The organism is Tessaracoccus luoxuelianae, from assembly GCF_055326245.1.
Map to the genome: position 1 here is coordinate 281,056 of NZ_JBUZNO010000005.1, position 26,148 is coordinate 307,203.

The 26,148-nt window shown below is 68.5% G+C and carries 22 protein-coding genes; 9 read left to right on the top strand and 13 right to left on the bottom strand.

What is annotated here, in order from left to right:
* Window positions 1-4 precede the first annotated feature (4 nt).
* Both ACZK39_RS09640 and ACZK39_RS09645 read right to left on the bottom strand, forming a co-directional pair.
* Complete coding sequence (locus ACZK39_RS09640; protein ID WP_463613179.1) at window positions 5-1,327, bottom strand: ABC transporter substrate-binding protein; 1,323 nt, start codon at window positions 1,325-1,327, stop codon at window positions 5-7.
* Entirely contained in the window at window positions 1,324-2,568 is a 1,245-nt protein-coding gene (locus ACZK39_RS09645; protein WP_463613180.1) for an aminotransferase class V-fold PLP-dependent enzyme, read from the bottom strand. The genes ACZK39_RS09640 and ACZK39_RS09645 overlap by 4 nt, the downstream gene beginning before the upstream one ends.
* Before the next feature lie 131 nt (window positions 2,569-2,699).
* Between ACZK39_RS09645 and ACZK39_RS09650 the strand changes: the two genes are divergently transcribed.
* Window positions 2,700-3,410: a FadR/GntR family transcriptional regulator gene (locus ACZK39_RS09650; protein WP_463613181.1), complete on the top strand. Its 711-nt coding sequence runs from the start codon at window positions 2,700-2,702 to the stop codon at window positions 3,408-3,410.
* Window positions 3,411-3,428: 18 nt separating this feature from the next.
* On the opposite strand, the gene ACZK39_RS09655 is transcribed toward ACZK39_RS09650, so the two are convergent.
* The 4 genes from ACZK39_RS09655 to ACZK39_RS09670 all read right to left on the bottom strand — a co-directional run bounded on the left by ACZK39_RS09655 (window position 3,429) and on the right by ACZK39_RS09670 (window position 7,798).
* Complete coding sequence (locus ACZK39_RS09655) at window positions 3,429-4,703, bottom strand: alpha-L-fucosidase (RefSeq protein ID WP_463613182.1); 1,275 nt, start codon at window positions 4,701-4,703, stop codon at window positions 3,429-3,431.
* An 81-nt stretch (window positions 4,704-4,784) separates the two neighbouring features.
* Window positions 4,785-5,624 carry a carbohydrate ABC transporter permease gene (locus tag ACZK39_RS09660; protein WP_463613183.1) on the bottom strand — a complete coding sequence of 280 codons (840 nt, stop codon included), beginning with the start codon at window positions 5,622-5,624 and terminating at the stop codon, window positions 4,785-4,787.
* Window positions 5,617-6,558 (bottom strand): carbohydrate ABC transporter permease, encoded by a 942-nt coding sequence (locus ACZK39_RS09665; protein ID WP_463613184.1) that lies wholly within the window; start codon window positions 6,556-6,558, stop codon window positions 5,617-5,619. The genes ACZK39_RS09660 and ACZK39_RS09665 overlap by 8 nt, the downstream gene beginning before the upstream one ends.
* Before the next feature lie 4 nt (window positions 6,559-6,562).
* Window positions 6,563-7,798: an ABC transporter substrate-binding protein gene (locus ACZK39_RS09670; protein WP_463613185.1), complete on the bottom strand. Its 1,236-nt coding sequence runs from the start codon at window positions 7,796-7,798 to the stop codon at window positions 6,563-6,565.
* A gap of 783 nt (window positions 7,799-8,581) precedes the next feature.
* Between ACZK39_RS09670 and ACZK39_RS09675 the strand changes: the two genes are divergently transcribed.
* Window positions 8,582-9,067 (top strand): pyridoxamine 5'-phosphate oxidase family protein, encoded by a 486-nt coding sequence (locus ACZK39_RS09675; RefSeq protein ID WP_463613186.1) that lies wholly within the window; start codon window positions 8,582-8,584, stop codon window positions 9,065-9,067.
* Between the two features lie 24 nt (window positions 9,068-9,091).
* Here ACZK39_RS09675 and ACZK39_RS09680 read toward each other — a convergent pair whose 3' ends face one another.
* Entirely contained in the window at window positions 9,092-9,940 is an 849-nt protein-coding gene (locus ACZK39_RS09680) for a thermonuclease family protein (protein WP_463613187.1), read from the bottom strand.
* A gap of 315 nt (window positions 9,941-10,255) precedes the next feature.
* Between ACZK39_RS09680 and ACZK39_RS09685 the strand changes: the two genes are divergently transcribed.
* Both ACZK39_RS09685 and ACZK39_RS09690 read left to right on the top strand, forming a co-directional pair.
* Entirely contained in the window at window positions 10,256-10,870 is a 615-nt protein-coding gene (locus ACZK39_RS09685) for a peroxidase-related enzyme (RefSeq protein ID WP_463613188.1), read from the top strand.
* Between the two features lie 285 nt (window positions 10,871-11,155).
* On the top strand, window positions 11,156-11,761 hold the full coding sequence (locus ACZK39_RS09690; protein WP_463613189.1) for a hypothetical protein: 606 nt from the start codon (window positions 11,156-11,158) through the stop codon (window positions 11,759-11,761).
* A 192-nt stretch (window positions 11,762-11,953) separates the two neighbouring features.
* Here the strand turns inward: ACZK39_RS09690 and ACZK39_RS09695 are convergent, their stop codons facing one another.
* Entirely contained in the window at window positions 11,954-12,856 is a 903-nt protein-coding gene (locus ACZK39_RS09695; RefSeq protein ID WP_463613190.1) for a polysaccharide deacetylase family protein, read from the bottom strand.
* 94 nt (window positions 12,857-12,950) lie between these two features.
* Between ACZK39_RS09695 and ACZK39_RS09700 the strand changes: the two genes are divergently transcribed.
* Window positions 12,951-14,612: an NERD domain-containing protein gene (locus tag ACZK39_RS09700; protein ID WP_463613191.1), complete on the top strand. Its 1,662-nt coding sequence runs from the start codon at window positions 12,951-12,953 to the stop codon at window positions 14,610-14,612.
* A gap of 344 nt (window positions 14,613-14,956) precedes the next feature.
* The gene (locus ACZK39_RS09705; RefSeq protein ID WP_463613192.1) at window positions 14,957-16,357 is read left to right on the top strand and encodes an N-acetylmuramoyl-L-alanine amidase; all 1,401 of its coding nucleotides are present in this window, start codon (window positions 14,957-14,959) and stop codon (window positions 16,355-16,357) included.
* 45 nt (window positions 16,358-16,402) lie between these two features.
* Here the strand turns inward: ACZK39_RS09705 and ACZK39_RS09710 are convergent, their stop codons facing one another.
* The 5 genes from ACZK39_RS09710 to ACZK39_RS09730 all read right to left on the bottom strand — a co-directional run bounded on the left by ACZK39_RS09710 (window position 16,403) and on the right by ACZK39_RS09730 (window position 20,936).
* Window positions 16,403-17,686, bottom strand: a complete 1,284-nt coding sequence (locus ACZK39_RS09710; RefSeq protein WP_463613193.1) for a class I SAM-dependent methyltransferase — start codon at window positions 17,684-17,686, stop codon at window positions 16,403-16,405.
* A complete protein-coding gene (locus tag ACZK39_RS09715; RefSeq protein ID WP_463613194.1) occupies window positions 17,683-19,074 on the bottom strand; it encodes an FAD-binding oxidoreductase in 1,392 nt (463 codons plus the stop codon). The genes ACZK39_RS09710 and ACZK39_RS09715 overlap by 4 nt, the downstream gene beginning before the upstream one ends.
* 72 nt (window positions 19,075-19,146) lie before the next feature.
* The gene (locus tag ACZK39_RS09720; protein WP_463613195.1) at window positions 19,147-19,599 is read right to left on the bottom strand and encodes a DUF309 domain-containing protein; all 453 of its coding nucleotides are present in this window, start codon (window positions 19,597-19,599) and stop codon (window positions 19,147-19,149) included.
* A 95-nt stretch (window positions 19,600-19,694) separates the two neighbouring features.
* Complete coding sequence (locus tag ACZK39_RS09725) at window positions 19,695-20,174, bottom strand: hypothetical protein (protein ID WP_463613196.1); 480 nt, start codon at window positions 20,172-20,174, stop codon at window positions 19,695-19,697.
* Window positions 20,175-20,276: 102 nt separating this feature from the next.
* The gene (locus tag ACZK39_RS09730) at window positions 20,277-20,936 is read right to left on the bottom strand and encodes an SDR family NAD(P)-dependent oxidoreductase (RefSeq protein ID WP_463613197.1); all 660 of its coding nucleotides are present in this window, start codon (window positions 20,934-20,936) and stop codon (window positions 20,277-20,279) included.
* 370 nt (window positions 20,937-21,306) lie between these two features.
* On the opposite strand from ACZK39_RS09730, the gene ACZK39_RS09735 reads away from it, so the two are divergent.
* The 3 genes from ACZK39_RS09735 to ACZK39_RS09745 are packed head-to-tail and all read left to right on the top strand — an operon-like array spanning window position 21,307 to window position 26,059.
* On the top strand, window positions 21,307-23,328 hold the full coding sequence (locus tag ACZK39_RS09735) for an AAA family ATPase (RefSeq protein ID WP_463613198.1): 2,022 nt from the start codon (window positions 21,307-21,309) through the stop codon (window positions 23,326-23,328).
* Window positions 23,328-24,173, top strand: coding sequence for an HNH endonuclease family protein (locus tag ACZK39_RS09740; RefSeq protein WP_463613199.1), 846 nt, complete (start codon window positions 23,328-23,330; stop codon window positions 24,171-24,173). The genes ACZK39_RS09735 and ACZK39_RS09740 overlap by 1 nt, the downstream gene beginning before the upstream one ends.
* 2 nt (window positions 24,174-24,175) lie before the next feature.
* Complete coding sequence (locus ACZK39_RS09745; protein WP_463613200.1) at window positions 24,176-26,059, top strand: hypothetical protein; 1,884 nt, start codon at window positions 24,176-24,178, stop codon at window positions 26,057-26,059.
* Window positions 26,060-26,148 lie beyond the last annotated feature (89 nt).

The window sequence follows — 26,148 nt, forward strand, 5'->3', positions numbered from 1 at the left end:
AGGATCAGCCGTTCCACTTCTCGGTCCAGTACTGGTCCCAGTCAGCCAGTAGTTCGGTGGTGGTCCTCTCCCCGAGCAGAACCTCCTGCAGGTCCTTCTCCGACTTGTTGGCCCACTCGAGCCACCAGGCGACGCCGCGCGGCTCGCTGACCGCCAGGTAGGTGTCGGGGTTGGCGCTCATCTCGACGTACGCGGCCCACGGACCGGTGCTGAAGAAGGGATCCTGGTCAGCGTCCTGCTGGATCGGGACGAGGCTGTTCTCCTTGGCGAACCGGGTGGAGACCTCTCCGGAGAGCCACTTCACCAGGGTGACGGCCTCCTCCTTGTGCTCGCTGGACTCGGCGACGCCCCAGCCCGCCGTCGCGACGACCCACGCGGCCTTGCCGGTGGGACCCACGGGGTTGGGGGCGACGTTCCACTGGTCCTCGGTCAGCGAGGACTCGTTGACGGCCGCGATGACCTCGGGATCCTGCAGCAGGAAGGCCGTCGAGCCGTTGGTGAAGCCCTGCACCATCTCGGGGTAGCCCCATGCGATCGACGATTCGGGCGAGCCGGTCTTGAACAGCTCGACGTACTTGTCGATGGCCGCCTGGGACTCCGGGGTGGTGAAGATGGTCTCGCCGCTCTTCACCTTGAAGGCGTTGGTCGGGTCGAGGTTGTCGCCGTTGTAGGCCTCCATGATCGCCAGCAGCTGGCCGTTGGAGTTCTTGCCCCCTCGGAAGGCGTAGCCGTAGCGGTTCTGCGAGGGATCCTGGATCGCGGCGGCCTGCTCCACCAGCTCCTCCCACGAGCGGGGAGGCCCGTCGAAGCCGGCCTCCTTGACGAGGTCGGTGCGGTAGAAGAGGCTGAGGCCGTAGAAGCCGTAGGGCACGTAGTAGGACTTGCCGTCCTCGCGGTTGGCAACCAGCTGGGCGTTGGCGGTCAGCTTCTCCATCCCGTCCCAGCCCTCGAGGTCGCCGGCCATGTCGTAGAGCCAGTTGTTGTTGCTGAACGGGCCCTCAGTGAGGTCGCGGACCTCGAGCACGTCGATGCCGGACCCGGCCTGCAGCATCTGCTGGATCTTCTGATCGGCCTGCTCCGTCGGCGGGGTGACCAGCTGGACCTTTATGCCGGGGTTCTCCTCTTCGAACTCGGCCAGCATCGACTTGAGCAGCTCGGTGCGAGCTGGGCTGGAGAGGCTCTCCACCATCTGGAGCGTGACGTCGCCACCGCCCGAACCGGACGTGGGCGTGCCCTCACCGCCGGTGCTGCTGCCACTACCACAGGCCGTCAAGGCCAGCGACGATATGACGGCGGCCGCAGCCACCGATGTGATCGTTCTTCTCATTGCTCCTCCTTGAGCGGTTGGTTGGGGTTGACTGAAGTTCCCTGGGTCAGGGTTGATGACCAGCGGTGGAGCAGGGGAATCCCCACCTCGGCCAAGTGCTGGAAGTCCTCGACGGTGGTGTAGAGATGGGCCGAGAGGCGCAGGTAGCCCCGCCCGTCGAAGCTGGTGAACGCCACCACGCAGCCAGTGGCGTCGATGAACGGCACGCGCAGGGAGTCGGCGGCGTCGCGCGAGGTGCCGAGGGGCTGAGGGAGCCCCAGCAGGCGCATCGGCCCCACGGGTTGGCCCACGTCGGGCACCGGCTCGTCCACCAGGCCGTCCAGGGCGTCGGCGATGATCTCGACGCCGCGGTCCAGCACGTGCCGCGAGCTGGCGCGGATCTCGTCCCACCCCACCGTGCTGTCCAGGTATCGCCAGGCGAACGGAGCCGTGAGCCACTGGGTGAGGTCCAGGGTGCCCTGCGTGTCGAAGCGCTCCGGGTACGGGTAGGGCGAGCCCCACGAATCGATGCTGGGGAAGAGCTCCTGACCGTCGCCGCGCGCCACGATCAGCGCCGTGCCCCTGGGCGCGCACGCGAACTTGTGCAGGTTGCCCACCCAGTAGTCGGCCTCCTCCTCAACCGGGTTGGCGAGGACCCCGGGCGCGTGGGCGCCGTCAACCAGGGTCAGGACGCCGAGCTCGCGGGCGTCGCGGCAGATGTCCGCGGCGGGGAACGCCCGCGCCGTCGCGGAGGTGACCTGGTCGATGACCAGCAGGGCGGGGCGATGCCGCTCGAGGTGATCCGCGACGATGCCGCGCACCTCGTCGGAGGTCGCGCCAAGCGGGATGGGCACCGTGACGGAGGTGCCGCCGGTGCGGGCGGCGAGGCGTTGGGCTCCCATGGTCACGGCCCCGTAGCCGTGGTTAGTGGTCATCACATCGGCCGGGCCACGGGAGGCGAGCGAGTCGAACACCACGGAGGCGCCTGCGGAGGCATTGAGCACGAAGGCGGTGCGGCCGGCAGGAGCCCCGATGAGCTGGGCCATCTCGAGCCGGGCTTCGGCAACCCTGGCCGGCAGGGTCGAGAACCAGGCCACCGGGTTGGCCTCGGCCTCACGACGGAGCCGGTCCTGCTCCTCCGCCACAGCAACAGGCACCGCGCCGAAGGAGCCGTGGTTGAGGTGGCGGACGGCGGGGTCGAGCAGCCACGTCACCAAGCCACGCGGTGTCTCGTCGGTGCCTACCTCGGCCAGAATCGTCATGCTTTGGCGCTTCTGTCGGACAACTATGGCAGCGAGGCACCCTTCTGTCGATGAGTTTGACGAAGAATCTTCATGATTGTCCGACAATCACGTTCCTGGGATACTCGTCCTGTCAGCCAAGGGAGGATGGGATGAGCGCCGTCGACGTTGCACGCGAGGGTCTGTGCCGGATGATCGCCTCCGGCGGGTTGAAGCCCGGGGACGCGCTGCCCAGCGAAGCCGAGCTGTGCGAGCGCTTCGGCGTCTCACGCAGCTCGGTGCGCGAGGCGCAGAAGATGCTGGTGGTGGCCGGGGTGCTGACCGCCAAGCCCGGCGCCGGGGCCTCGGTCTCGGCCATGAGCGCCCACGACATCATGGCCGGACTCGAGATCGTGGTGCCGCTGCTGCCGCTGGACCGCTACCTCGAGCTCTTCGAACTCCGCGAGGTGCTCGAGGGACACATCGCGGGCAAGGCCGCGGCGAAGCGGACCGACGGCCAGGCTGCGCGCCTCGTCGACCTCGCCCGGCAGATGGCCGAGACCGAGCCCTCGCTCGAGGTGCAGGTGATGGACGCCGAGTTCCACGAGCTCATCGCCGAGTGCGCGGGGGACGAGCCCATGCGGGCGATCCTGGCCGTCATGCGTCGGCGCGGCCGCCACTACCGCATCCTGGAGGAGAAGAGCGTCGGCCTGACCCGCAAGGCCATCAGCGACGACGAGCACCTTGAGATCGCGGGCGCCATCCAGGGCCGAGATCCGTCGGCGGCGAGGCTGCTGGCGATGAATCACGTCCGCACCACCCGGAAGTGGCTCGAGGGCGCCAGGCCCGAGCCCCAGGTCGACGAGGCGATCGACCCGGGCTGACGGGCGCCGGCTACCGCCTCAGAGCATCACCGGTCCGGGCCTTCCGGCCGGGAGTTCGACGGTGACCTGCTCGCCCCCGACGATCAACGTCGCCGTCGCCGCCACCCTGGGGTCTGCCTCCTCAAGGTCAACAAAGAGGCGCTGGGTACCGTCCTTGTCGACGCCGCGCACCCAGACGCCGGCACCCGGCGTGACATCCTCCGTGCTCACCGGACGAGACCCGTAGAGAACGTCCTTCGCTCCGGTCTGCATCCAGGTTCCGAGGTCCACGAGGGCCTTCCTCTGAAGCTCAGGGAGCGTGCCGTCCGCCTTCGGACCGACGTTGAGCAGGAAGTGTCCTCCCCTCGACACGATGTCCGTCAACATGCGGGCAATCTGATAGCCGGTCAGGTAGTGGCTCTGGTCTTCGAGCTGGTTGTAGGCGAAGGAGTAGCCGATGCCGCGGCAGTTCTCCCACGCCTTGTCACCCTCGTTGGCGAGAAGGTGTGAGTACTCGCTGGTGAGGTAGTCAGAATGCGTGTCGCCGTAACGGTCGTTGACCACACCGGTGGGGACATGTTCGTAGAAGTAGTTGAACAGGGTGCCCAACCCGTCGGGACCGAAGTTCTTGGCGTCGTCAGGCCACTGGATGTCGTTCCAGAGGATCTCAGGCTGGTACCGGTCGATCAGGTCCCTGCACTGCAGGGCGCAGTAAGCGCCATATTCAGCGTCCTTAGGTCGACCGGTGTCGTTGACCGATTCGTCGGTGGTGTGCGGCGGCATGGGGCGGAAGTGCCAATCCAGTCCGCCCGAGTAGTAGACGCCGAAGTGCATACCGGCCTCGCGGACCGCCTCGGCGATGGGGGCGATCAGGTCCTGCTTGGGACCGCGCGCCACGGTGTTGCGACCGTTGGTGCGCGGCGCGTCCCACAGAGTAATCCCATCGTGGTGCTTGGTGGTTGGGATCACGTATCCGGCCCCTGCGTCAGAGAAGAGCGTCGCCCAGTCGGTGGGATCGAACTTCTCCGCCTTCCACAGATCGAGCAGTCCGTCGTAGGGCATGTCGCCATACACCTCGCGATGGTGCTCCTGGGCAGGTGACCCTTCAATCCTAATGGTGTTGAAATACCACTCTGAATACGGGTTGTGCTTGAACCAGGTCTCCCACTCGATGGTGCCGAGTGCACCAATGGGCTCACCCCAGGCAGAGACCGAGTAAGCCCCCCAGTGGATGAAGATTCCAAACGGAGTGTCCGCGTACCACTGCGGCAGCTCACGCTCCGAGAGCTCCTCGAAAGAATTCGCTTCATTCATCATTGCCTCCTATTGAGCGACAGCGCGTCGCGTTGGTATTGAATGGGCGCCGCCAGGCGGGCCGAGATTCGCTCTGCAGACTCATCGCCCACCGAAGCCTCCGATGTTGATGCCCTTGGCGATCTGCCGCTGGAGGAAGACGACGATCGAGAGGCTGGCCAACACCGCGATGGACGTGGCGGCCATCAGTGGCCCCCAGTCGGTTCCGCGTTCGCCCGAGAACATACTGAGGCCCAGTTGGAGAGGCGCCTTGGCGGGATCCGTGATGATGATGAGCGGCCACAGGAAGGCATTCCAGTAGTCGATAAAAGTGAAGGCGGCGACGATGGAGATCGGGCCGCGGAGCAGCGGCACGATGACGTGGCGTAGGAGCTGCCACTGGCTGGCACCGTCGATGCGCGCTGCCTCCTCGTAATCCGGAGGTAGAGACAGCAGGAACTGCCGAAGGAGAAAAGTTCCGAAGGCTCCGAATGCGAAGGGCAGGATGATGGCCGGGTAGCTGTTGACGAGGCCGGTGCTATTGGCTCCGATGAAGAGCGGGATGACCAGAACCTCGATCGGCAGCATCAGAGTGGCGATGAACACGGCGAACAGCGCTCCGCGGCCGGGGAACTCGAACCTCGAGAAGGCGTAGGCGCTGAGCACGGAGACCGTCACGGCGATCAGGGCACCCATGCCTGCGATGAAGAAAGTGTTGGCGAGGATCCGAGCGAAGGGAATTGTCGAGAAGACCTCCGCGTAGTTGCTCCATCGCACCTCGGACCCGATCAGGTTGCCGCCGCCGAGGAGCACCTCGGTACTCGGCTTCAGTGAGGAGAAGAACATCCAGATGAAGGGGACGACGAAGATGAAGCCGACGACCGCGAGGGCCATCCTGCTGATCAGTGGCCCGATCTTGAACGGCTTGCGACGGTCATGCATCGTAGCTCACCCACTTCTTCTGGCCCACGAACTGCAGGGCAGTGACGAGCATCACGATGACGAAGAGAACCCAGGCCATGGAGGAAGCGAGGCCGAGTCGGTCGTAGGAGAAGCCTGTGCGATAGAGACTCAGTACAAGGGTGTTGGTTGCGTTTCCGGGGCCGCCGAGAGTGAGCACGTATGGCTGAGCGAAGACCTTGAATCCGCCGATGACCGTCATGACACTGCAGAAGAACAGGGAGGGCGACAGCATGGGAAACGTCACTTTCCAGAACCGGCTCCACGCGTTCGTCCCATCGATGCGCGCGGCCTCCATGATGGAGGGGTTGATGTTCGTGAGGCCCGCGATGAGGATCACGATGTTGTATCCGATGCCTTGCCACAGGGACATGAGAATGAGCGACGTCATAGCCCAAGCGCCGTCGCCCAACCATGAGGGACCCTGGATACCGAACCAACCAAGGAACGTATTCAGCAAACCTCGGTCCTGAAGCATGAGGCGCCAGATGAGAGCATTTGCCACCATCGGTGTGACCACGGGTACAAAGAACAGGATCTGGAAGAACGGCGCCCACGTCGGTAGCGAACGCAGCCACACCGCGATGGCTGTGCAGACGATGAGGTTGGCGATGGTGTATCCGATGGCGAAGATCGCGGTGTTGCGCAAGACCGTGAAGAACACGGGATCCGCGCCGGAGAGGATCTGGACGTAGTTCTCGAGCCCCACGAACTCTCGCGAACCGTAGAGGGGCCATTGATAGAGGCTGATGACCAGGGAGGCAATCAGAGGAACGACGATGAATGAGATGAAGCCGGCCATCCCCGGAGCCAAGTGGAAGAAGGCCAGCAGGCGTTGACTCATGCCGGACTTGCTGGCCTTCTTCACATCTCGCTTCGGATTGGTGTGACCCGCTACCGGAAGCGTGCTGGTCATGGGATCAGCCGATACCCTGATCGATCGAGGTCAAGATCTCCTCCGCAGTCCGCACACCGCGCACACCTTCAGGCGAGTACTGGGCGAATTGCGTCACGAACTGGTTCCACGTGGAGGAGGTCTCCAATGGGAGAGCGTTCGCAAGCAGCGCCTCGACGACAGCCACGTCCTCGGCCGGCTTGCCCTCGGACCAGGCGCTCATGGCTTCTGGCACAGAGGGCACGGTGCCGCGATTCTTGCCCACATAGCCCACCACGTCCGGCGTCGTCATCTTCATGATGTTCTCGAAAGCGGCCTCCTTGTCGGGGCAGGACTCTGCGATCCCGAAGCCTGACCCCTGGATCATCCCGATTGGCTCACCCGAGGTCGACGGCGGAACAGAAATCCCCACCTCGAACTCGGCCCCGTCGACGATCGTGGAATAGAACCAGGGGCCGTCGATGATCATGGCGACATTGCCGGCGAAGAACTCCGCGCGACCGCGCTCGTCGTTGTCTCCGGCACTCGGGGCAGCGGCAACCCCCTCGACTGCCACCAGGTCCATCACCCATTGGAAGTCCTCGACGAACGCCGACTCAGTGATCGCCAGTTCGCCATCCTTCACGGGTGCGTTGCCGTCAGCGAACGCGATCGGAAGGTAGGGGTACATGGAGTCCGGCGCCACGTAAGCGCCGTACTTGCCGTCTCCCGTCAGTGCCTTGGCGTCCGCCAAGAACTGATCGCGCGAGTACGTCGTGCCCGGGAGCTCCAGGCTCTTCTCCTCGAAGGCCGCCTTGTTGTAGTAGAGGAGCATCGGCTCGGCGTCGTACGGCAGCGCCCGGACAGATCCGTCCACGGTCATGCCCTGCATCATGGCCTCGTTGTACATAGAGAGGTCCAGACCAGCGTTCTCGGCCAGTTCGTCCAGGGGCGCGAGGAGCTGGGACAGCTCCTGTGCCCGCGCAGCCTGGGTGGTCATGATGCAGGGTGCGTCCGACGCTGACATCCTCGTCCGGACAAGGGTCCAGTACTCCTGAAAGCTTGGGCCCTCCAGCGAGAGCTCGAACTCGGGATCGTCAAACTCCTTGACACCGGCGATGAAGGTCTCCCACTGCTCCCGATCGGACTCGTTGGAAACCCACGTGTACATCTGGTTTGCGCGCTCGCTGCCTTCTGCGGACCCGTCCCCATCCTGACCGCAGGCCGCAAGGCTGAGCGCTAGAACGCCAGCCAGCAGGCCAGCCGAAAACTTTCTTGACATCAGAACACTCCTTCGTTTTCTGAGGGCCGGACCCGTGAAATCGGCCTCCGTCGTTGGAGTCCTGAAGGGGTGGCCTTGTGTGTCACACGCTAACATTCTTTGTTAGCGCTGCCAAACGACAGGACATTTCGTTATCAAACCGTGACATTCGAAGTGTGCGCAGACCCGTGCTCGACAGCCGCGACACCTCCACAGCGTCCCCTCCACGCCGCGCCAGTCGCGGCCACAGGTGCACGGCCCCGTGGGGCGCCAGTCGATCCCGCAGCGTCTCACCCATGTCCTACTCCGACGGTGACCCGCTTCTACCCGTCGCTCGGTCGGGGGGACGACGCCGGTTTCCTTGCATCGAGGGCGGGTCTATCAAAGGTTGGGGGTGGATCCTTGCATGGATGAGCCAGGATCCGACGGCCAGGCTGGACAATCCGTGCGCGGAGTCTCAGGAGGAGTTGGGCAGGACTCGCGCAACCGAGCGAAGGTGAGCCCGTCGTCGAGGAGCCGCGGCACGCCTCGGCCATGCCGTCGGCCGTGCCGGACCCTGGCCGGTCGAAGTGGCCGATGCAGATCGAACCCGCTACTGCGGCGCCCATCGATGTTCCTGGACCGCTTCCTCGGCCTCGGGCACTCGGGGTGATTCCGCTCAAACAGCGTCAGCCGACCCGTCGGCCGAGGCACCACGCAGCGGCTTCGAAGCCCACGAATGCGCGCCGACAGGTCCGACCTCCCGGGATGACCCAACCTCGCAGAACTGGCACGGAGTCTCCGTCCCAGCCTTACAGTCGGCTGATGGACAACCAGCAGACAAGCACCACCGAACACCTGGAGAATTTCAACGGACTGGTCAAGAACCAGCGCTTCGTCATGTTCACCACCCGCAGCGCCGACGGAACGCTGGTCAGCCGCCCCATGACCATCGCCGAGCGCGAGGACGACTTGTTCCGCTTCGTCACCCAGGACGACAACGACGTGGCGACCCAATCGGACGGACAGCAGGTCAACCTGTCCATCATGGACGGCAACACCTACGTCTCCATGTCGGGCACCGGCCGCATCGAGCGGAGCGTCGCGATGAAGCAGGAGCTGTGGAACCGCATCCAGGAGGCCTACGCCGGTGACGCGGAGGATCCGTCCAACGTCATCCTGGAGATCACCGTCGAGACAGCCGAGTACTGGGACGGCGGCAGCCAGGTAGCGGCCCTGCTCGGGCTGGCCAAGGCGGCGGTCACGGGCGAGCGCCCGAACGACGGCGAGCACGGCACCGTCCAACTCTGACCTGGGCCGAAGCCCACCGGGCGGCTACTCGCAGGCCAAGCCGTCGCTGTCGCCGTCGCCATGGTGGCCCGTGCCGAACTCGAACCAGTTGTAGATGTCCAACTCAGCCGGGTCGTCCACGCTGAACGGTCCCTTCGGATGCCCGACGGTGTTCTTCTTCAGCTTGCTGCACGACCCGTACTGCTCCCACCACGGTTCCTCTGTCGCCACCGGCGCCGCCAGCGGCGCAAGGCTCTCCCGAGGCTCCTCGCGACAGACGATCGTGATCACCGAGCCGTCCGGACCTGCCGTGGCTATCTGGGCGGCGCGGTAGTCGTCTTGACGGGGGTGCGCGGGATAGCCGTCCGACGAGTCGTACCGGGCGATCGCATTGCCGGCCTCCACCTGCATCTGGCCCAGGTCAACTCCGCTCTCGGTGATGACGTAGCGGAGGAGGCGCCCGTACGAGTCGCGGTCGTTCTGCCCCTCCGGCAGTTCGAGCGTCACCGCATCACCCACGGACACGACACTGGCGATCGCCATCGATGCCTCGTCGTGGCCGCACTCATCCCGTTCAGGCGTGTCAATGCCGATCAGGCGGACGGTGCCCTGGCTTGTCTCGACGGTGTCGCCGTCGACGACTGACGCGAACGTCACCGGCACCTGCATGAGTTCGCTGATGACGGGCTCGCTGGCCTTCGGAACTGCAGACTGCGACGGCGACGGCGAGATGCGCTCCGAGCCAGCTGCGGCCGACGGGGCGCGGGCCGAAGCGCTCAATCCCTCGGCATCAGCCTGATCCCCAGCCTGACGTGAGTCAGGTGTGCAGCCGCCCGCACCCAACACCAACAACGCCACCACGATCGCCAAGCACCGCTTGCGAGCGCTTCTCATCTTCGCCACCCCCGTTGAGAGGTCGCCGCCCACGGTCAGCCGCTGGGCGGGCCCCCTGTGCACTCGACAGTAGTTCACGCAGCATGTATGCACTCGTAGATGCGGAGAGATGCGCACCTGCAGCGCTCGGGTTCCCGACGTCCCCGCGCCTCGCAGTCTGGCCGGAGATGCACACGCGACATGCGCTCGCAAAACGGTGGCGGCCTTGCTCGTAAAACGGTCGCACATGTGCTCGGAATTCGGTGGACGAAACCCGCCCCGTGGCCCGCACCGTAGATCCGGTCCCATCGCACAGACGGTGTATGACAATGGGGGATGTTCATCGATCCCATCTCAGAAGACGAGGCCATGGGCCCCCTCGCCGAGTGGTACGCCTCCCAGCGCAAAGCCTGGGGCCTACTGCCCGACTACGCCGGCTGCTTCTCCACACGCCCCGACGTGGCCCACGCCTGGGCCACCCTGAACCTCACCATCCGCGGCGGCATGGACCGACGCCGATTCGAGCTGGCTACGATCGCGGCCGCACGTGCGTACCGCTCCACGTACTGCTCCGTCGCCCACGCGGGCTTCCTGCGCGACGTCTGCGGTGACGCCCACACCCTGCAGCAGCTTGTCGAACACCCGGATGGCGCTGCCCTGAGCGAGCAGGACGCGGCGGTCTACGCATTCGCGACGAAGGTGGCGACGGATCCCAGCACCGTGGAGCAGGAGGACGTCGACGCCCTCGAGGCCCTAGGGCTCTCGGACGCGGACGTCGCCGACGTCGTATTCGCCGTCGCCGCCCGGGCCTTCTTCACCACGGTCCTCGACGGCCTGGGCGCGCGCCTGGATCCGGAGATCGCGGCCCGGTTCGACGCGGACACGCTGCGGGCCATGACCGTCGGCCGCCCCGTCGGCAGCTCGAAACCGAGCGAAGCCCACCGCGACTGAGCATGCCATCAGGTAGCGACGGGTCGGCGAAGGACCTACGGGCGTAGCCCGCTCCTTGCCGATCCACGACGCCCCCCCTGCAGACCAAGTCCCGGGCTCCCCACGGGTGCGCCGGTGCCTGTCAGACCCTGTCGATAGACTCCGGGAACTGGATCAATTGAGTCAGGGCACCCGCCGAGCGGTGCCCACTGACCCGCGGGACGCAGGCGTCCCACTTTTGACTCATGAACTGGCTGGGCACCCGCCCGGTGTGCCCAGAACTCACGGGAGTTGGGGGACCTTCACATGACATCGCTCTCAAGGAAGATCGTCGCTTCACTCATCGTCATCACCGTGGTCGGCGCCGCTGGATGGGCCTTCGTCTCGAATCTCCCGAGCATGCTGGCGCTCGGCAGCGAGTCCGAGTCGACCGACACGCGCGTCATCCAGTCCATCACCCGGGAGGAGCAGGTGGTGCTCCTCAGCCTGGGCATCCAGGGCATCTCCGAGAAGACCGAGCGGATGACCCTCCTCGGCGTGGACGTGCCGGGGAGCGGCAGGGCGTCGTTCGTGCAGTACTCCTTCAACGCCAAGCTGGGCATCGACGGGCGCGACGTGCGGATTGTCCCCACCGGGGAGAAGAAGTACCGGATCTCCATCCCCGAGTACATCTTCATCGGCCACAGCAACGAGGACTTCCGGCTGGTGGCTGAGAACAACGGCGCGCTCAGCTTCATCACGCCCGAGAACGACCCGGTGGAGATGATCAACAGCATCCTCAGCGAGGACACGCAGGCGGAGTACATCGCCAACAACGAGGAGATCCTTCGGGAGCAGGCGGTCATGTTCTACTCCGGCATCATCACCGGCATCGACCCGGAGATCGACATCACCTACGACTTCCGCCAGTGATCGCGGCCCCGTCGCGACCCGACGGGGCCGTCGCCAGGTACTTGTCTGGGTCCCCCGCGTCACCTCGCACACCATCGGCGTCCTTGCACACCCACGAACCGTGGGCGACTCTTCGCATACCCTCGGCGGCTTCGCACACCACATTGCCTGAGCGAAGAGGCCTCAGGTGTGCGAAGACGCCTGTCTCTCGGGCTAGTAGCCCGTCGTGAGCACGTCGCGCAACCGGGCGAAGGTGAGCCCGCCGTCGAGCAGGCGGGGCAGCGCCTCGGCCATGCCGTCGGCCGTGCCGGAGCCGGGCCGGTTGAAGTGCCCGATGCAGATCGAACCCGCCCCGGCGGCGGCCATCGACTGCCGCACCTGCGCGGGGGTGAACGTGGCGCCGGCGTCGGCGTTGACGTCGAAGTTGACCACCCGCTGACGCAGCTCGGCGGCGATCTCCACCGCCACGTCGTCGACGTGGGCCGTCCCCGACCGGAACCACAGCGGCGGCGCGCCCGTCAGCTCGATCAGCCGGGCGTGTCCGCCCATCACCTCGTCGAACACCTCCCCCACTGACGCCGTGCCGGGGATCCCGTACGCCTCCGCCCCGCTGACGGAGAGCGGCTTGTGCGCGGTGCCGTGGTTGGCCAGCTCGAACAGGGGATCGTCGGCGAGCTCGCGCGCGATGCCCGGGTTCGCGTCGATCCACCGCAGGTTGAGAAACAGCGTGGCGGGCACTTCCAGCCGACGGAGCACCGCGATGAGCGCCTCGTCGTATCCCGAGCCGTTGCGCCCGCCGCAGGCATCGAGCGTGACGACGGCGGGTTGGGCGTCGCTGCGCAGCACCACCCCGTCGACCTCTAACCCCCACTGGGTGGGCGTGCGGTCGCTGTAGCGGGCGACGATGTCGTCGCGGGTGGGAAGCGCCGCAGGGGCCGGTGAGGGGCTGGGCGAGGGCTCCGGGCTGGGCGAGGCCGCCGCGCTCGGCGACGGCAGGGCAGCGGACGGCGGGACCGACTCCGCCGGGCTAGGCGACTCCACGATCGACGGCGCCGCCACACAGCCGGCCAGTCCGGCCAGGCCGAGCCCGAGCACCCCTCGTCGCGCAATCCGCATGCGAGATTGTGTCACGGCGGCCCACCCCTCCCCCAACGTGGAAGTCAGGCTGTCGGGGCGCCCGTGCGCGACCCGGCGGGCTAGCGTGTCTCCCATGACCCCACGGCTGGTTCCCCCCGACCCGCGGTTCACCACCGAGTCCGAGCGCGTCGTCTGGGAGCGTCTCCGCGACACTCTCAGCCCCTCAGACACCCTCATCGCCAACCTCCGCCTCACCGACGTCCACAAGGACCACGAGGCGGACCTGGTGGTGGCCATGCCCGGCGTGGGCGTCGTCGTCGTGGAGGTCAAGGGGTCCGGCATCGCCTGCATCGACGGCGCCTGGACCATGACCCACGACGGCGTGAGCCGCCCCGTCGAACCCGTCGGGCAGGCCCGCGACACCAAGTACGCCATCCGCGACTACGTGGAGTCCGACCGCCGCTGGACAGACAGCTCCCACCCGAAGGCCCGCTTCCTGCACGCCGTCGTCACCCCCTTCACCGAACTCCCCGCGGACCTCCACCTCCCCGACTGCCCACGCTGGATGCTCCACGACCGCCGCGACCTTCCCCACCTCGCCGAGCGCCTCGCCCACGTCCCGGCCGGTTTCGAGACCCACCGTCGCCCCCCCTCCGAGGAACACTGCGCCACCATCGTCGACATCCTCACCGCCCGCGGCACCAGCGCCGTCGCCTCCGTGATCGACGACGCGGACGAGCGCCAGGCCCGCGCCGACCGCCTCACCGAGGACCAGGCCCTCGTGCTGCGCGTGACCCGGCTGCTCCGGCGGGTGGAGATCCGCGGCGGCGCCGGCAGCGGGAAGACCGTCCTGGCTCTCACGCAGGCGCGGCAGCTCACCGCCGGGCGCAACGGCCACCAGGAGAGGGTGGCGCTGGTCTGCTACTCGCTGGGCCTGGCCAGCCACTTCAGCCGCGAGGTGGCCACCTGGCCGTACAAGCAGCGGCCGGCGTTCGTCGGCACCTTCGAGGCCCTGGCCAACCAGTGGGGCATCGCCTCCGGCGACCGCGACGACCCCGACTTCTGGGAGCACCGCCTCCCCCTGCTCATGGCCGAGAAAGCGGCCGAGCTGCCACCCAAGGCGCGCTTCGACTCGTTCGTCGTCGACGAGGCCCAGGACTTCGCCGAATCGTGGTGGAAGCCGTTGGTGACGGCGCTGCGCGACGAGGAGGACGGCGGCCTGTTCCTCTACTCCGACGAGAACCAGCGCCTCTTCCAGCGCTTCGGCCGCCCGCCGGTGCCGCTCGTGCCGCTGGTGCTGGACCACAACCTGCGCAACACCCGCCAGATCGCGGAGGTGTTCAAGCCGCTCGCCCCGCTGCGCATGCGCCTCCAGGGAGGCGAGGGCCCGGAGGTGGTGCACGTCCAGGCAAGCCCCGACGAGGCCCTGGGTGTCGCGGACGACCAGATGGACCTCCTCTTCGACGAGGGCTGGGCGCCCGGGCACATCGCTCTGCTGACCACCGGCCGACGGCACCCCGAGCAGGTGTCGCGGCAGGACGAGGACCCGCAGCAGAAGACGTACTGGGACTCGTTCTGGGACGAGGACCTTCCCTTCTACGGACACGTGCTGGGGTTCAAGGGGCTGGAGCGTCGCGCCGTGGTGCTGTGCATCAACGAGGACGGCACCAGGGAGCGGTTCAGGGAGCGGCTGTACGTGGGGTTGTCGCGGGCCACCGACCGCCTGATCGTGGTCGGCGATCTGGACGCGATCGCGCACGCGGGCGACGACGTGGTGCGCGCCCTCCGCGGCTAGCGGTGAAGGGGACTTCGACACCTCGTCAGGGGCCTCGCTGGCTGTGATGTGCGCCTCGTTGGGAGCAGGCCGCTCCGGACCCCATTTTCGGTGTCGGATCCCGGAGGGTAGACCGACCCCGAGACACCACCCTAAAAGGGGCCTCCTCCCCCGGAGGAGTCCTGAGACCCCCGCCTAGGGCTCACATCCGCCGCACTGACCACCCGAGTCGTTCCTGCCCTCCCGCCCTCACTCCAGGCTGGCCCGATACGCTGTCGCTCGGCAGCGCGACTGTGCTGCGGGTTGACTTGGGGGACCAGATGTCAGTTGCTCGTAGGTTCGTCGCTCGTGTGTTGGCTGTCGTGGTGGCCAGCACCGCCATGACGGTGGGGTTGGTCGTCGATCCGCCGCTCGCCACCGCGGCCGGTCACCACCGGACGCTCAACGACACACGGGCGTTCGGCTCCGCTCCGGTCACTCCAGACCACGCGATCGACTACTTCGGTCTGGTCGCAGACCTCGACTCACCCAACGGCAGCCTCGTTGGTCAGGGCGCCTCCCCGTTCGGTGAGGTCCGGTTCCTGGTGGACGGCCGCTGGACGGCCTGGCAGTCGCTCGATCTGGACGGCGCCCAGGCGGAGGGCCAGTTCACCGGGTCCCTGATCGCGGTCGATCACGCCACCGCCTACCAGGTTCGCAACCTCCCCAAGGGCGCCCACAACTGGCGCGCGGCGGCCATCAACACCACCGACGGCCCGGTCGAAGCCGCCCCCGCTCAGGCGGCGAGCGAGGCGCATGCCGTCGCTACCTGCCGCTCGCGGGCAGACTGGGGCGCCGACGAGTCGACCACTGGGTGGGAGCAGGGCGATGTCCGCGAGTTCTTCCCTGCGCAGGTGCTGACCGTCCACCACACCGCGACCTCGAACACCTCGACGCAGGACTATTCGGCGACGATGCGGGCCATCCTCACCTACCACGTGAAGTCGAACGGGTGGTCCGACATCGGCTACCAGTACCTCATCGACCGGAACGGCATCGTCTACGAGGGACGAAGCGCCGGGACCAGCCTTTCCTGCCTGGACGGTGGCGGCGACGGCTCCGACTTCGCGCACCAGGCGGGCACCGGCAACATCGTGACCGGCGCCCACGTCGGGACCTACAACAGCGGCAACATCGGGGTCGCGCTCATGGGCTGCTTCAACGACTCGGGAGGATGCACCGGCGACACGACGGTGCCCGCCGGCAGTGTCGCCGGGCTGGAGTCGCTGCTGGCCGATCTCGCCGATCGGCACTCGCTGTCCCCCATGGGTACCGTCAAGTACGTCAACCCGGTCAACCAACTCAAGGCGACCATGCCCACGATCACGACGCACCAGGACTGGCCGTCGGCGGCCACTGCCTGCCCCGGCGACAACCTCCACCCCCAACTCCCGGAGATCCGTGAGAACGTTGCCCTGTTGGTTGCACCCCAGGCGACGACGGTTCCCGCAGCCCCATCCACCCTGACCGCCGCGGCGATCTCGAAGAGCCAGATCAAGCTCACCTGGGCGGACAACGCAAGCGACGAAGACGGCTACCTGATCGAGCGCTGCAAGGGCGCCACCTGCACGAACTTCGCGCAGATCGCGGCGGTCGGCGCAGTCACATCATTCATCGACAACGGCCTGGCCGCCCGGACGACCTACCGGTATCGGGTTCGTGCGACCAACACGGCCGGGCCGTCGCCGTACTCCGACATCGCCTTCGCCGCGACTCCGAGGAAGTGACCCGCCGGACCCGGTCACCCCACCACGCCGTCGCCCAGCTGAAGCTCACCAGGTAGGGCGCAGCGGGAACCCGTTCGAGCCGTCCTCCGACGTCCTGACCGCCAGCACCTGGTGCAGCTGCACGTTGTTGCGCTCGAAGTTGAGCCGCGACCCCGCCATGTACAGACCCCAGGTGCGCGCCGTCGGCTCGCCCGCCGCGGCCACGCAGCGATCCCAGTTGTCGACGAGGTTGCGGCTCCACGCGGTGAGGGTCCGGGCGTAGTGGTGGCGGAAGTTCTCCTCGTGCATCACCTCCAGGCCCGCGTCCTGCGCGTCCTTGATGATGGTGCCGGAGCCGCTCATCTCCCCGTCGGGGAAGACGTAGCGGTCCAGGAACGGGCCCATGTCGGCGTGCCGGTTGTGGCCGACGGTGATGCAGTGGTTGAGCAGCCGACCCTCGGGGCGGAGACGGTCGCGGAGGAAGGCGAAGTAGGCGGGATAGTTCCGCACCCCGATGTGTTCGGTCAGCCCGATCGAGCTCACCGCGTCGAAGCCGTCCTCGACGACGTCGCGGTAGTCCGAGTGGCGGACCTCGGCGAGGTCACCGAGCCCGTCGCGGTCGATGGCCTGGGCGGCCCAGGACGCCTGTTCCCGCGACAAGGTCACGCCCAGTGCCTTGACGCCGTAGTGCGTGGCCGCGTGGCGGACCATCCCGCCCCAGCCGCACCCCACGTCGAGCAGCCGCATCCCTGCCCGGAGGCCGAGCTTGCGGCAGATCAGGTCGTGCTTCTCGGCCTGGGCCTCCTCGAGGGTGGCGTCGCCGGTGGGGTACACCGCGCAGGTGTAGGTCATCGACGGTCCGAGGATGTACTCGTAGAAGGCGTTGGAGACGTCGTAGTGGTGCGAGATCGCGGCGGCGTCGCGCGATTTCGAGTGGCGCAGGCCCTTGACGGCGCGCCGCCAAGCCGGCGGGTTCTCCACCGACGGCGGGGGCGGCGGCCTGAGGGAGCCGAGCCCCAGCGCGCGCACCAGTTGGAGCGCCTCGGCAGCGGTGGGGATCCGGAACCGGAGATGGTCCTGCATCACCTTGAGCAGCTCGTAGGGGTTGCCCGGGTGGACGCCTCGCAGCACCAGGTCACCGGTGAGGTAGGCCCTCACCATGCCCAGCTCGCCGGGGGCCGTCAGCAGGTAGGCCAGGCCGCGTGGGGTGCGCAGGTCCAGTTCGATCGCCGCGTCTGGGGACCCGGCGGAGCTGCCGTCGTAGGCCGTGAAGCGCACCGGCATGCCGTCGCGCACCAGCGACGAGATGGCGTCCGCGATCGGCATCCTGGAGCTCTGTGTCGGGGTCATCGTCTTCGCACCGCCTTGTCGTAGAGGCTGGTCAGCCGGTTGTCTGGGTCGTAGCGGGCCTTGACTGCCCTGAGGTTCGGCCCGCCGTAGAGGCGGTCGAAGGTGTCCGGGTCGTAGAAGGCCTCGGAGTACAGCGACTTGTGCCCGCCGAGGGCGTGCACCCGATGCTCGATCGCCCGGTTGAGCGGGCTCCGGCCGGCGTCGGGTCCCACGCGTACCCCACCCCAGAAACCGGCGTTGACGTAGGTGGTGTCACGCTCCAGCGGATAGGTCGGCCAGGGGCGGGGGCCGACGACGCCCGCCCCGTCCGCAGTCCTCAGCCGCAACGGGCACAGCCACACCGGACGCATGCCGACGGCGTCGTCGAACCAGGCGAGGAACTCGGCGAGCCGGTCCACGGGCACCTCGACGTCCTGGATCACCCGCTCCATCCGCGGGCGGCGGGCGAGGGCGTCGAGCCGGTCGGTGAGGCGGAGCCTTTGGTCGATCCTCACCAACCGGTGGTAGACGTCCGAGCGGCGCCACCGCCGCGGCCAGAGCCGGCGGATCACCGGACGCTGCAGACCGAAGGCGCCCGAGCACCAGAACCAGTCGGTGTCCCAGCGCCATAGGTAGTCGTACATGCTCAGCTGGTCCGTCGCCCGGGCGCGGAGGGACACGTAGTAGGCGTTCTGGCCCGTGTAGTCGCTGAGCGGCCCCGCCGGTCGGTCGGTCCAGGTGGCGAGCGTCAGGTAGTACTCGCCCGGCTCGAACGCCACGCCGTCGATGGCGTCCACCCGGGTGCCGTCGTGGGCGCCAGTGGCGACGATGTCCTCGACGGTGGCCGCCAGCTCCGCCGCGACGCTGAAGCGGACGTGGCGGAGGGCGACATAGCCCGGCACCTCCTCCAGTTCAATGAGCAGGCGGGTGGCGTAGCCGAGCGAGCCGTACGAGTTCGGGAACGCGTCGAAGAGATCCTCGCCGGGATGGGTGGTGACCACCTCGCCGGCGCCGGTGAAGATGTCCATCTCGAGCACCGACTCGTGCGGCAGCCCGCTACGGAAGCTGGTGGATTCGATCCCGAGCCCACTGACCGCGCCTCCGAGGGTGATCGTGCGCAGCTGCGGGACGACGAGCGGGATGAGCCCATGCGCCAGGGTCGCGTCGACCAGATCCTCGTAGGTGCACATTCCCTGGACCTCTGCCGTGCGCGCCACTGGGTCGACACCCAGCACCCCCGTCAATCCGGAGACGTCGAGCCCCCGCGAGGTGGTGGCGGCCCGGGGCCGGAAGAGGTTCGAGGTGGACTTGGCAAGGCGCACCGGGGCTCCGGCGGGGATCGCCTCGTGCGACGATCGGAGCCGCCGCATGGCCTGCTCGTGCTCTGCCCGGGCGCGTGACGCTGTCACAGGGCCCAACCTAACCCCGATCGGTCCCCAGCTGGTCGCCCACGCTGAAGTGGCGGACCTTCCTCGAGCGGCTCAGTCCTCAGTGCTCTCGGCTGCCTGCCGCAAGGCGCAGGCCACGACCTCGCCGAGGTCCAAGCCGTAGGACGGCCCCCCGCGGGTGCGGTAGGCATCCACCCGGGAGGAACCGCGCTCAAGGAGCCGGGCACCACCGACGTTGTTTCCGCGGGCGGTGTGGGTCAGGCCGACGCAGATCTGGGCGAGTCCCTGCCAGAGATCACGCTCTTCGTCCGGGCCGGCCTTCCAGCGGGCCTCGAGAACCTCGTGTGCAGCGAACGGCCGACCCTCCGCGACCAGGCTCCTGGCCAGCTCCACCGACTCCAACGGAGGCAAGGGCTCCTCGGACACCGGCTCAACACCCGCGGCCCCATAGGGCAGGGGCCGGCCGAGCGCGTCACGAGGGCGGGCCTGGCGGGGCCGACCGGCGTCGTCGCGGTCGCGGATCATCGCCTTGTTCCCCCGGAGCATCCCGCAGCCATCCCACTTCTCATGGGGACCATGCTACGAGGAGGTCACGACCTCCGTTGCGGGGTCGATGTGCCCTCCGCCACGTCCGCGGACGGCTAATCGGGTTCTGGCTCCATCAGGAAATCCCACGTCAGGCCGTGGGCGAGCACCACCAGCAGGACCAGCAGCACGCCCCCGACGATCAGCGGGGTGAACCCGGCGGCTCGCGCCAGTTCGGGCGCCACGCCGAGCACGAGGATGGCCAGGTAGAGCACGATGGCAACCCACCGGAACCGCCGAAACGTGCCGACGACGGCGGCCGAACGCTCACGGCGGAGCAGCCCGACGGTGGACCACAGGCCCACCAGCGCGCAGCTGCCGAAGCTGATGCGCCACAGCAGCGGGGTGTCGGGGCTGATCTGCGCGAGGGTGGCCATCAGTCCGGGGAGCAGGAACGAGATGTAGGTGCCGGCGGCGAGGCGGCGACGGTCGGCGTCGGCCCTCCAGGCAGGGCGGCTCTGGACGACGACCCACCACAGGCCCACCAGGGTGAACGAGGTGCCGGCCAACAACGAGTAGAACGCTGACAGGTCCATGGGCGCGCCCTCCGGGTAGCAGTTGGTCCCAGTGTGAGCCAACAGGTCGCCTGAGGATGCGGCAAGCGTCGGATCCGCGCGGGGGGATGGCGCACCAGCCGGTCAGGCGAAGTCCGCGGCGAGCACCCTCGCCTCGTCGCGCTCGACGGCCTCCACCACACGCTCCGCGACGACGGCGGGGTCCAGCCCGCGCGGCATGGCCGGCGCCTGCCCGGCGAGCGGGCGGGTGGCCAGCCCCGTCTCGGTGTGCGGCGGCTGGGCGTCGCACACCAGTACCCCGGACCGTCGGACCTCCCGGCCCAACGCCGCGAGCCCTGCGGCCACGGCTGCCTTCGACGCGGAGTAGGCGGCCATGCCCGCCATCGGCTGCGACGCCACAACCCCGCTGAGGTGCGCCAGGAACCCGCGGGTCTCCATCAGCGCCGGGATCACGCGGCGGGCCAGCCACAGTGGCCCGATCGCGTTGGTGAGAAAGACCTCCTCGATCACCTCGTCGTCGGTGTCGGTCAGCGCACCGAACGTGACGACGCCGGCAGCGATCACCACCCCGTCGAGGCGGCCGTGGCGGTCGCGGGCGTAGGCGACGAGGGCGTCACCCGAGCCGGCGTCGTGCAGATCAACCACCACGTCGACGGCGTCGCGGCGACGGCCCGCCCGGACGACGGTGGCGCCACGCGAGGCGAGCACCCGGGCGATCTCAGCGCCGAGGACGCCCGTGGAGCCGACGACCGCGACGACACGGCCGTTCAGGGATCGGGCCATGAGCACTCCTTGTGGGTCGCGACGAGGTATGCCGATTGAACCACGACCCCGCCCGCCGCGGACCCTGCGCGGCGGGGTGTGCGTTTGAGCAAATGGCAAGGGTCGCGGGCACCTCCCCGCGGGAGCTGAGCGTGCCCCACTTCGCGACCCCTGCCATTTGCTCAACTCCCTTCCCCCGTCCCCGGGAGCAGGGAGCAGGGGGCGACGGGGTAGGGCCGAGGGCCGCACAGAGTGTCGGATCCTGGACGGTCTGTCCTCCGGAATCCGACGCTCACCGGGCCCTCGCCCCGCGACGCGTGAACCCTCGCCGTTCGACCCCTTCCCAGCGGGGCCCAACCCGGCAATAATCGCGGCAACAAGGGGGTACGCCATGTGGCTCCGCAGACCCGCCGAACCCGAGGTCCTCAGCGCTGACAAGGCGCGGCTCACCGAGGAAACCGCGCACGCCTGGCGGCAGAAGCGCTCGCGAGGGCCCGAGACCGACGCCCTCCTCCACACCCCGGAGATCCTCGATTCGTTGCTCGGCATGACGAACGGCACCTGCGCCTACTGCGAGCGCCCCCTCGAGGCGCAGGGCCCCGACTCCGCCGTCGTGACCCACCACCGCCCCACCTGGGGTGCGGTCGGCAGCGACGGCGACGTCGCGCTCCAGGCCTACTGGTGGCTCAGCTACGAGTGGGACAACCTCTACCCCGCCTGCGCCGACTGCGTCCGCTCCCGCGGCACGCGGTTCCCCGTCGCCGGGCCGCGCGCCACCGGTCCCGACGGTCTCCCCGACGAGCAGCCGCTCCTCCTCGATCCTCTCCTCGACGACCCCGACGAGCACCTGCGCTACCAGGCCGACGGCACCATCAGCGCCCTCACCGAGCGCGGCCGGGTCACCTGCGACATCCTCGCCCTCAACCGCGACTCCCTCATCAAGGCCAGGCTCGCCGCCCTGAACGCGGCCCCCGACAATGCCTTCCCCACACTTCACCGCCAGCTCGGCGGCTACGCCGAGTCCGCGCCCCCGGAGGCCGCCGCTCCCCCTCCGCCGCCCCCGCGACCCTCCGGCCCCGACCTCCCGCCCATGTCCGGCGCGGAGCCGGGCGCCCCCGCCTACGACCTCAACGCCACCCTGGGCGGCGCGGACCGCGGCAACTACTACCAGGCCACCCAGTGGATCGAGCGGGTGGTGATCAAGAACTTCCGCCCCATCCGCGAGCTCGAGATCGACCTGGCGAAGTCGACCAGCGAGCGCGGCCCGTGGACCGTCCTGCTCGGCGAGAACGGCTGCGGCAAGAGCTCCGTCCTGCACGCGATCGCGCTGACCATGATGGGCGGCGAGCAGCGCCGGGCGCTCGGCATCGACGCCCGCAAGTTCCTCCGCGACGGCGCCCGCAAGGGCTTCGTCGAGGTCTACCTTTCGGGCCGCACCGAGCCCCTCCGGCTCGAGTGGGCCAAGGGCGACCAGGAGTTCACCGGCCCCGAGCCCGTGGCGGCGCTGATGCTCGGCTACGGCGCGGTCCGGTTGCTGCCGCGCACGCCGGCGCCCCACAGCGACGACCGCGTGGTGCGCGTCGACAACCTCTTCGACCCCGTCGCCCCCCTCACCGACCCCACCTCCTGGCTGCTCACCCTCGACGACGACACCTTCGACGACGTGGCCAGCGGCATCCACGAAATGCTCGCTCTGGACCAGGACGCCCAGTTGCTCCGCGACGACGACCAGGTGCTGCTCAGGCAGGGCCGCACCCGCTCCGACATCGTCACGCTGAGCGACGGCTACCAGTCGATGGTGGTGATGGCCTGCGACATCCTGCGCTCCACCATGCGGCTGTGGAGGCAGTCGGCGCTGGCGGAGGGGATCGTGCTGATCGACGAGATCGGTGCCCACCTGCACCCGCGCTGGCGGCTCCGGATCGTCACCGCGATGCGCAACCTGATGCCGCGCATCCAGTTCATCGTCACCACCCACGACCCGCTGTGCCTGCGCGGGATCGTCGACGGCGAGGTGGTGGTGATGCGCCGCAACAGCGAGGGCGACGTCGTCTCGATCTCCGATCTCCCTCCCGTCACCGGGATGCGGATCGAGCAGCTCCTCACCTCGGAGCACTTCGGCCTGGGCTCCACGGACGACCCCGAGGTCGCCGAGCTCTGGGAGAACTACTACCGGCTGATGGGGCTCAAACGCCCCACCGGAGAGCAGACCGAGCGCCTCGCACGGGTCCGCGCCCGCCTCGACGAGCTGGAACAGTTCGGCACCACCGAGCGGGAACGGCTCCTGCTCACCTCAGCCGCCGACTACATCGCGCAGCGCCGCGAGACCGGCGACGCCGTAGCCCCCAGCAGCAAGGAGATGACCGCCAAGCTGTCGAAGCTGTGGGGCAAGTACCTGCCCGGGAGCTCGTGATGCGACGGGTGCCGCGGCCCAAGGAACCGCCCAGCCTTGCGGAGGAGAAGACCCTGAAGGAGCGCCAGGCCGCCCTAGACTTCTACGCCGCCTGGGACGGCGCAGCCAAGTACGACGGCTACAAGGCCTACAAGAACCCCGACATCCGCACCGCCCTCGAGGCGGCCTTCGGAGGCAAGTGCGCCTACTGCGAGACCTTCTACGCTGCCACCCAGCCCGTGGCCATCGAGCACTACCGGCCCAAGGGGGAGGTGACCATCGACGGCAAGCGCGTGCCACCCGGCTACTACTGGCTGGCCAGCGAATGGACCAACCTGCTGCCGTCGTGCACCGACTGCAACAGCCCCCGCAGGCAGGACCTCCCAGGCGAGGAGGCCAAGACGGCCGGCAAGGCCAACGCGTTCCCACTGGCCCCGGGATCCCCACGCGGCGCAACCCCGGGCGCGGAGAAGAGCGAGAAGCGGCTGCTGCTGCACCCCTACCTCGACTTCCCGGACAAGCACCTCGAGTTCGTGTGGGGCACCGGCACCGTCGACGACGGCTGGGTGACGCCGAAGCGCGGCAGCGCCAAGGGAGCCGCGACCATCACAGTCTGCGCACTCCAGCGCCGAGGCCTGCGCGCCGCCCGCCGCGACCGCCTCCTGGACCTCATCGCCCACCTGGAATCGGTGGTGGAGGCGCAGAACAACGCGGTCCGGCACCCCGACGACCCGGACCTGCTCACCCAACTGGAGCGACGGCTGGCCGAAGTGAGCCGGTTCGTCGCCGACCACGCCCCCTACAGCGCCATGTGCCGCCAGGTGGTGGCGAGCTACCACGCGAAACTCTTCGGACCCCAGGAGTGACCATGACCACAGCAGCGTCCACCAGCCCCTACGCCTCGCCGTCGCTGCGCTGCGACATCGTCATGAAGGGCGGCATCACCAGCGGCGTGATCTATCCCCGCGCGGTCTCGGAGCTGGCCAAGACCTACACGCTGACCTCCGTCGGCGGCGCCTCCGCCGGGGCCATCGCGGCGGCCGCCGCCGCGGCAGCCGAGCTCGGCCGTCACTCCGGCGGATTCGAGGGGCTCGACGAGATGCCCGACGAGCTGGCCGCCCTCGCGCCGGACGGTCAGTCGAAGCTCGCCTCGTTCTTCCAGCCGACGAGGACCGCCGCCCCGCTGTTCCGCCTGATGTTCTCGGTGGCCGGGAAGGAGGGCGGGAAGATCGGCGCCCTGGTGGCCGGCCTGCTGCGCAGCTTCTGGAAGGAGGCGCTCGTGGGAGCCCTGGTCGGGCTGGTCCTGATCGTGCTGAGCGCGCTCGGCGAGGGGATCGCGTCCGCGGCGGGCATCGTCGGGGGACTGCTGCTGCTGGTGCTCGGGGCGGCGGTCGGGGTCCTGACGGGCGCGCTGCGGACGTTCGGCCGCGTCGTGGAGGACGGCTTCGGCATGTGCACCGGCATGGAGGGCTACGGCGCCGGCGGCGCCAAGCCGCTCACCCCCTGGCTCTACGAGAAGATTCAGACGCTGGCAGGCCGGGCCGCCGGGGCCCCGCCGCTGACGTTCGGCGACCTCCGCAGTGCCGGCGTGACGCTGCGGGTGATGACCACCAACCTCACCCGACACCAGCCGATGGCGATGCCGTGGAGCACCCGCGAGTTCTACTTCGACGCCGACGAGATGCGCCGCCTCTTCCCCGCCGACGTGGTCGACTGGATGATGGCCCACCCGCCGGCCGGCGACGGCGGGGTTCCCATTCAGACGCGCAGCGACCGAGGGCGCACGCTGCATCCCTGGCCCGCGGCCGACGACCTTCCGGTGATCGTCCCCACCCGGATGTCGCTCAGTTTCCCGGTCCTCATCTCCGCGGTCCGGCTCTACGCCGTGGACTACACCCGCCCCGAGAACCAGGGGCCGGACGGCGCCGTCGGCCAGGCATCGGCCACCGGAGGGCCGAGCTTCTCCAGCGTATGGTTCACCGACGGCGGGCTCTGCGCCAACCTGCCGGTGCACTTCTTCGACTCCCCGCTGCCCAAGCACCCCACGTTCGCGTTCAACCTCGGGCCGTTCCCACCCGGGCGGGAGAAGTCCGAGGACCAGTCCGAGAACAGCTACCTGCCCACCACCAACCAGGCGGGCCTCCAGCGCCCCTGGTTCCCCCTGCCGACGAAGGGGCTCGGCGCCTGGGCGTCGTTCGGACTGCTCATGGTGCACACCGCCCGCGAGTGGGTCGACGGCGCCCAGATGGTGATGCCCGGGTACCGCGACCGGATCGTCACCGTGCACCACGACCACGCCGAGGGCGGCATGAACCTGTCCATGCCCCCGAAGGTAGTCACTGACCTCGCCGAACGCGGGAGGCTTGGAGCGGTCAAGCTGGTCAACGCCTTCGCGGGGCCTCAGCCCGGTACCCAGCCCACGTGGGGCTGGGACAACCACCGCTGGCTGCGGTTCCGCACCGCGACCTCCGGGCTCGCCGGATGGCTGCAGGGCTTCCGCTCCAGTTACCTGGACACGACCTCAGGCGGCACCCCCTACCCCGACCTCGCCGGGCCAGGCGCCGACGCTCCACTACCCTCGTACCCGCTCTCCGGAGTCAAGCGCGAAGCGTTGAACGAGCGCACAGATGGGCTGATCGGCCTGGCCGGAAACTGGGGCGGAGGGACGATCCCCCCGGCCCCCAAACCCGCACCGCGCCTGCGTCTGGTGCCCGACGACGGCACGGCCGCCGGCCTCGACCTCCAGGACTAGCTGGTCCTGGAGGTCGCGGTCTCAGACGCCGTTGGTGGGCTCAGTTGCCGGTCTTCGGCAGTCCCACCACGGCTTCTGGGCGGTCGGGC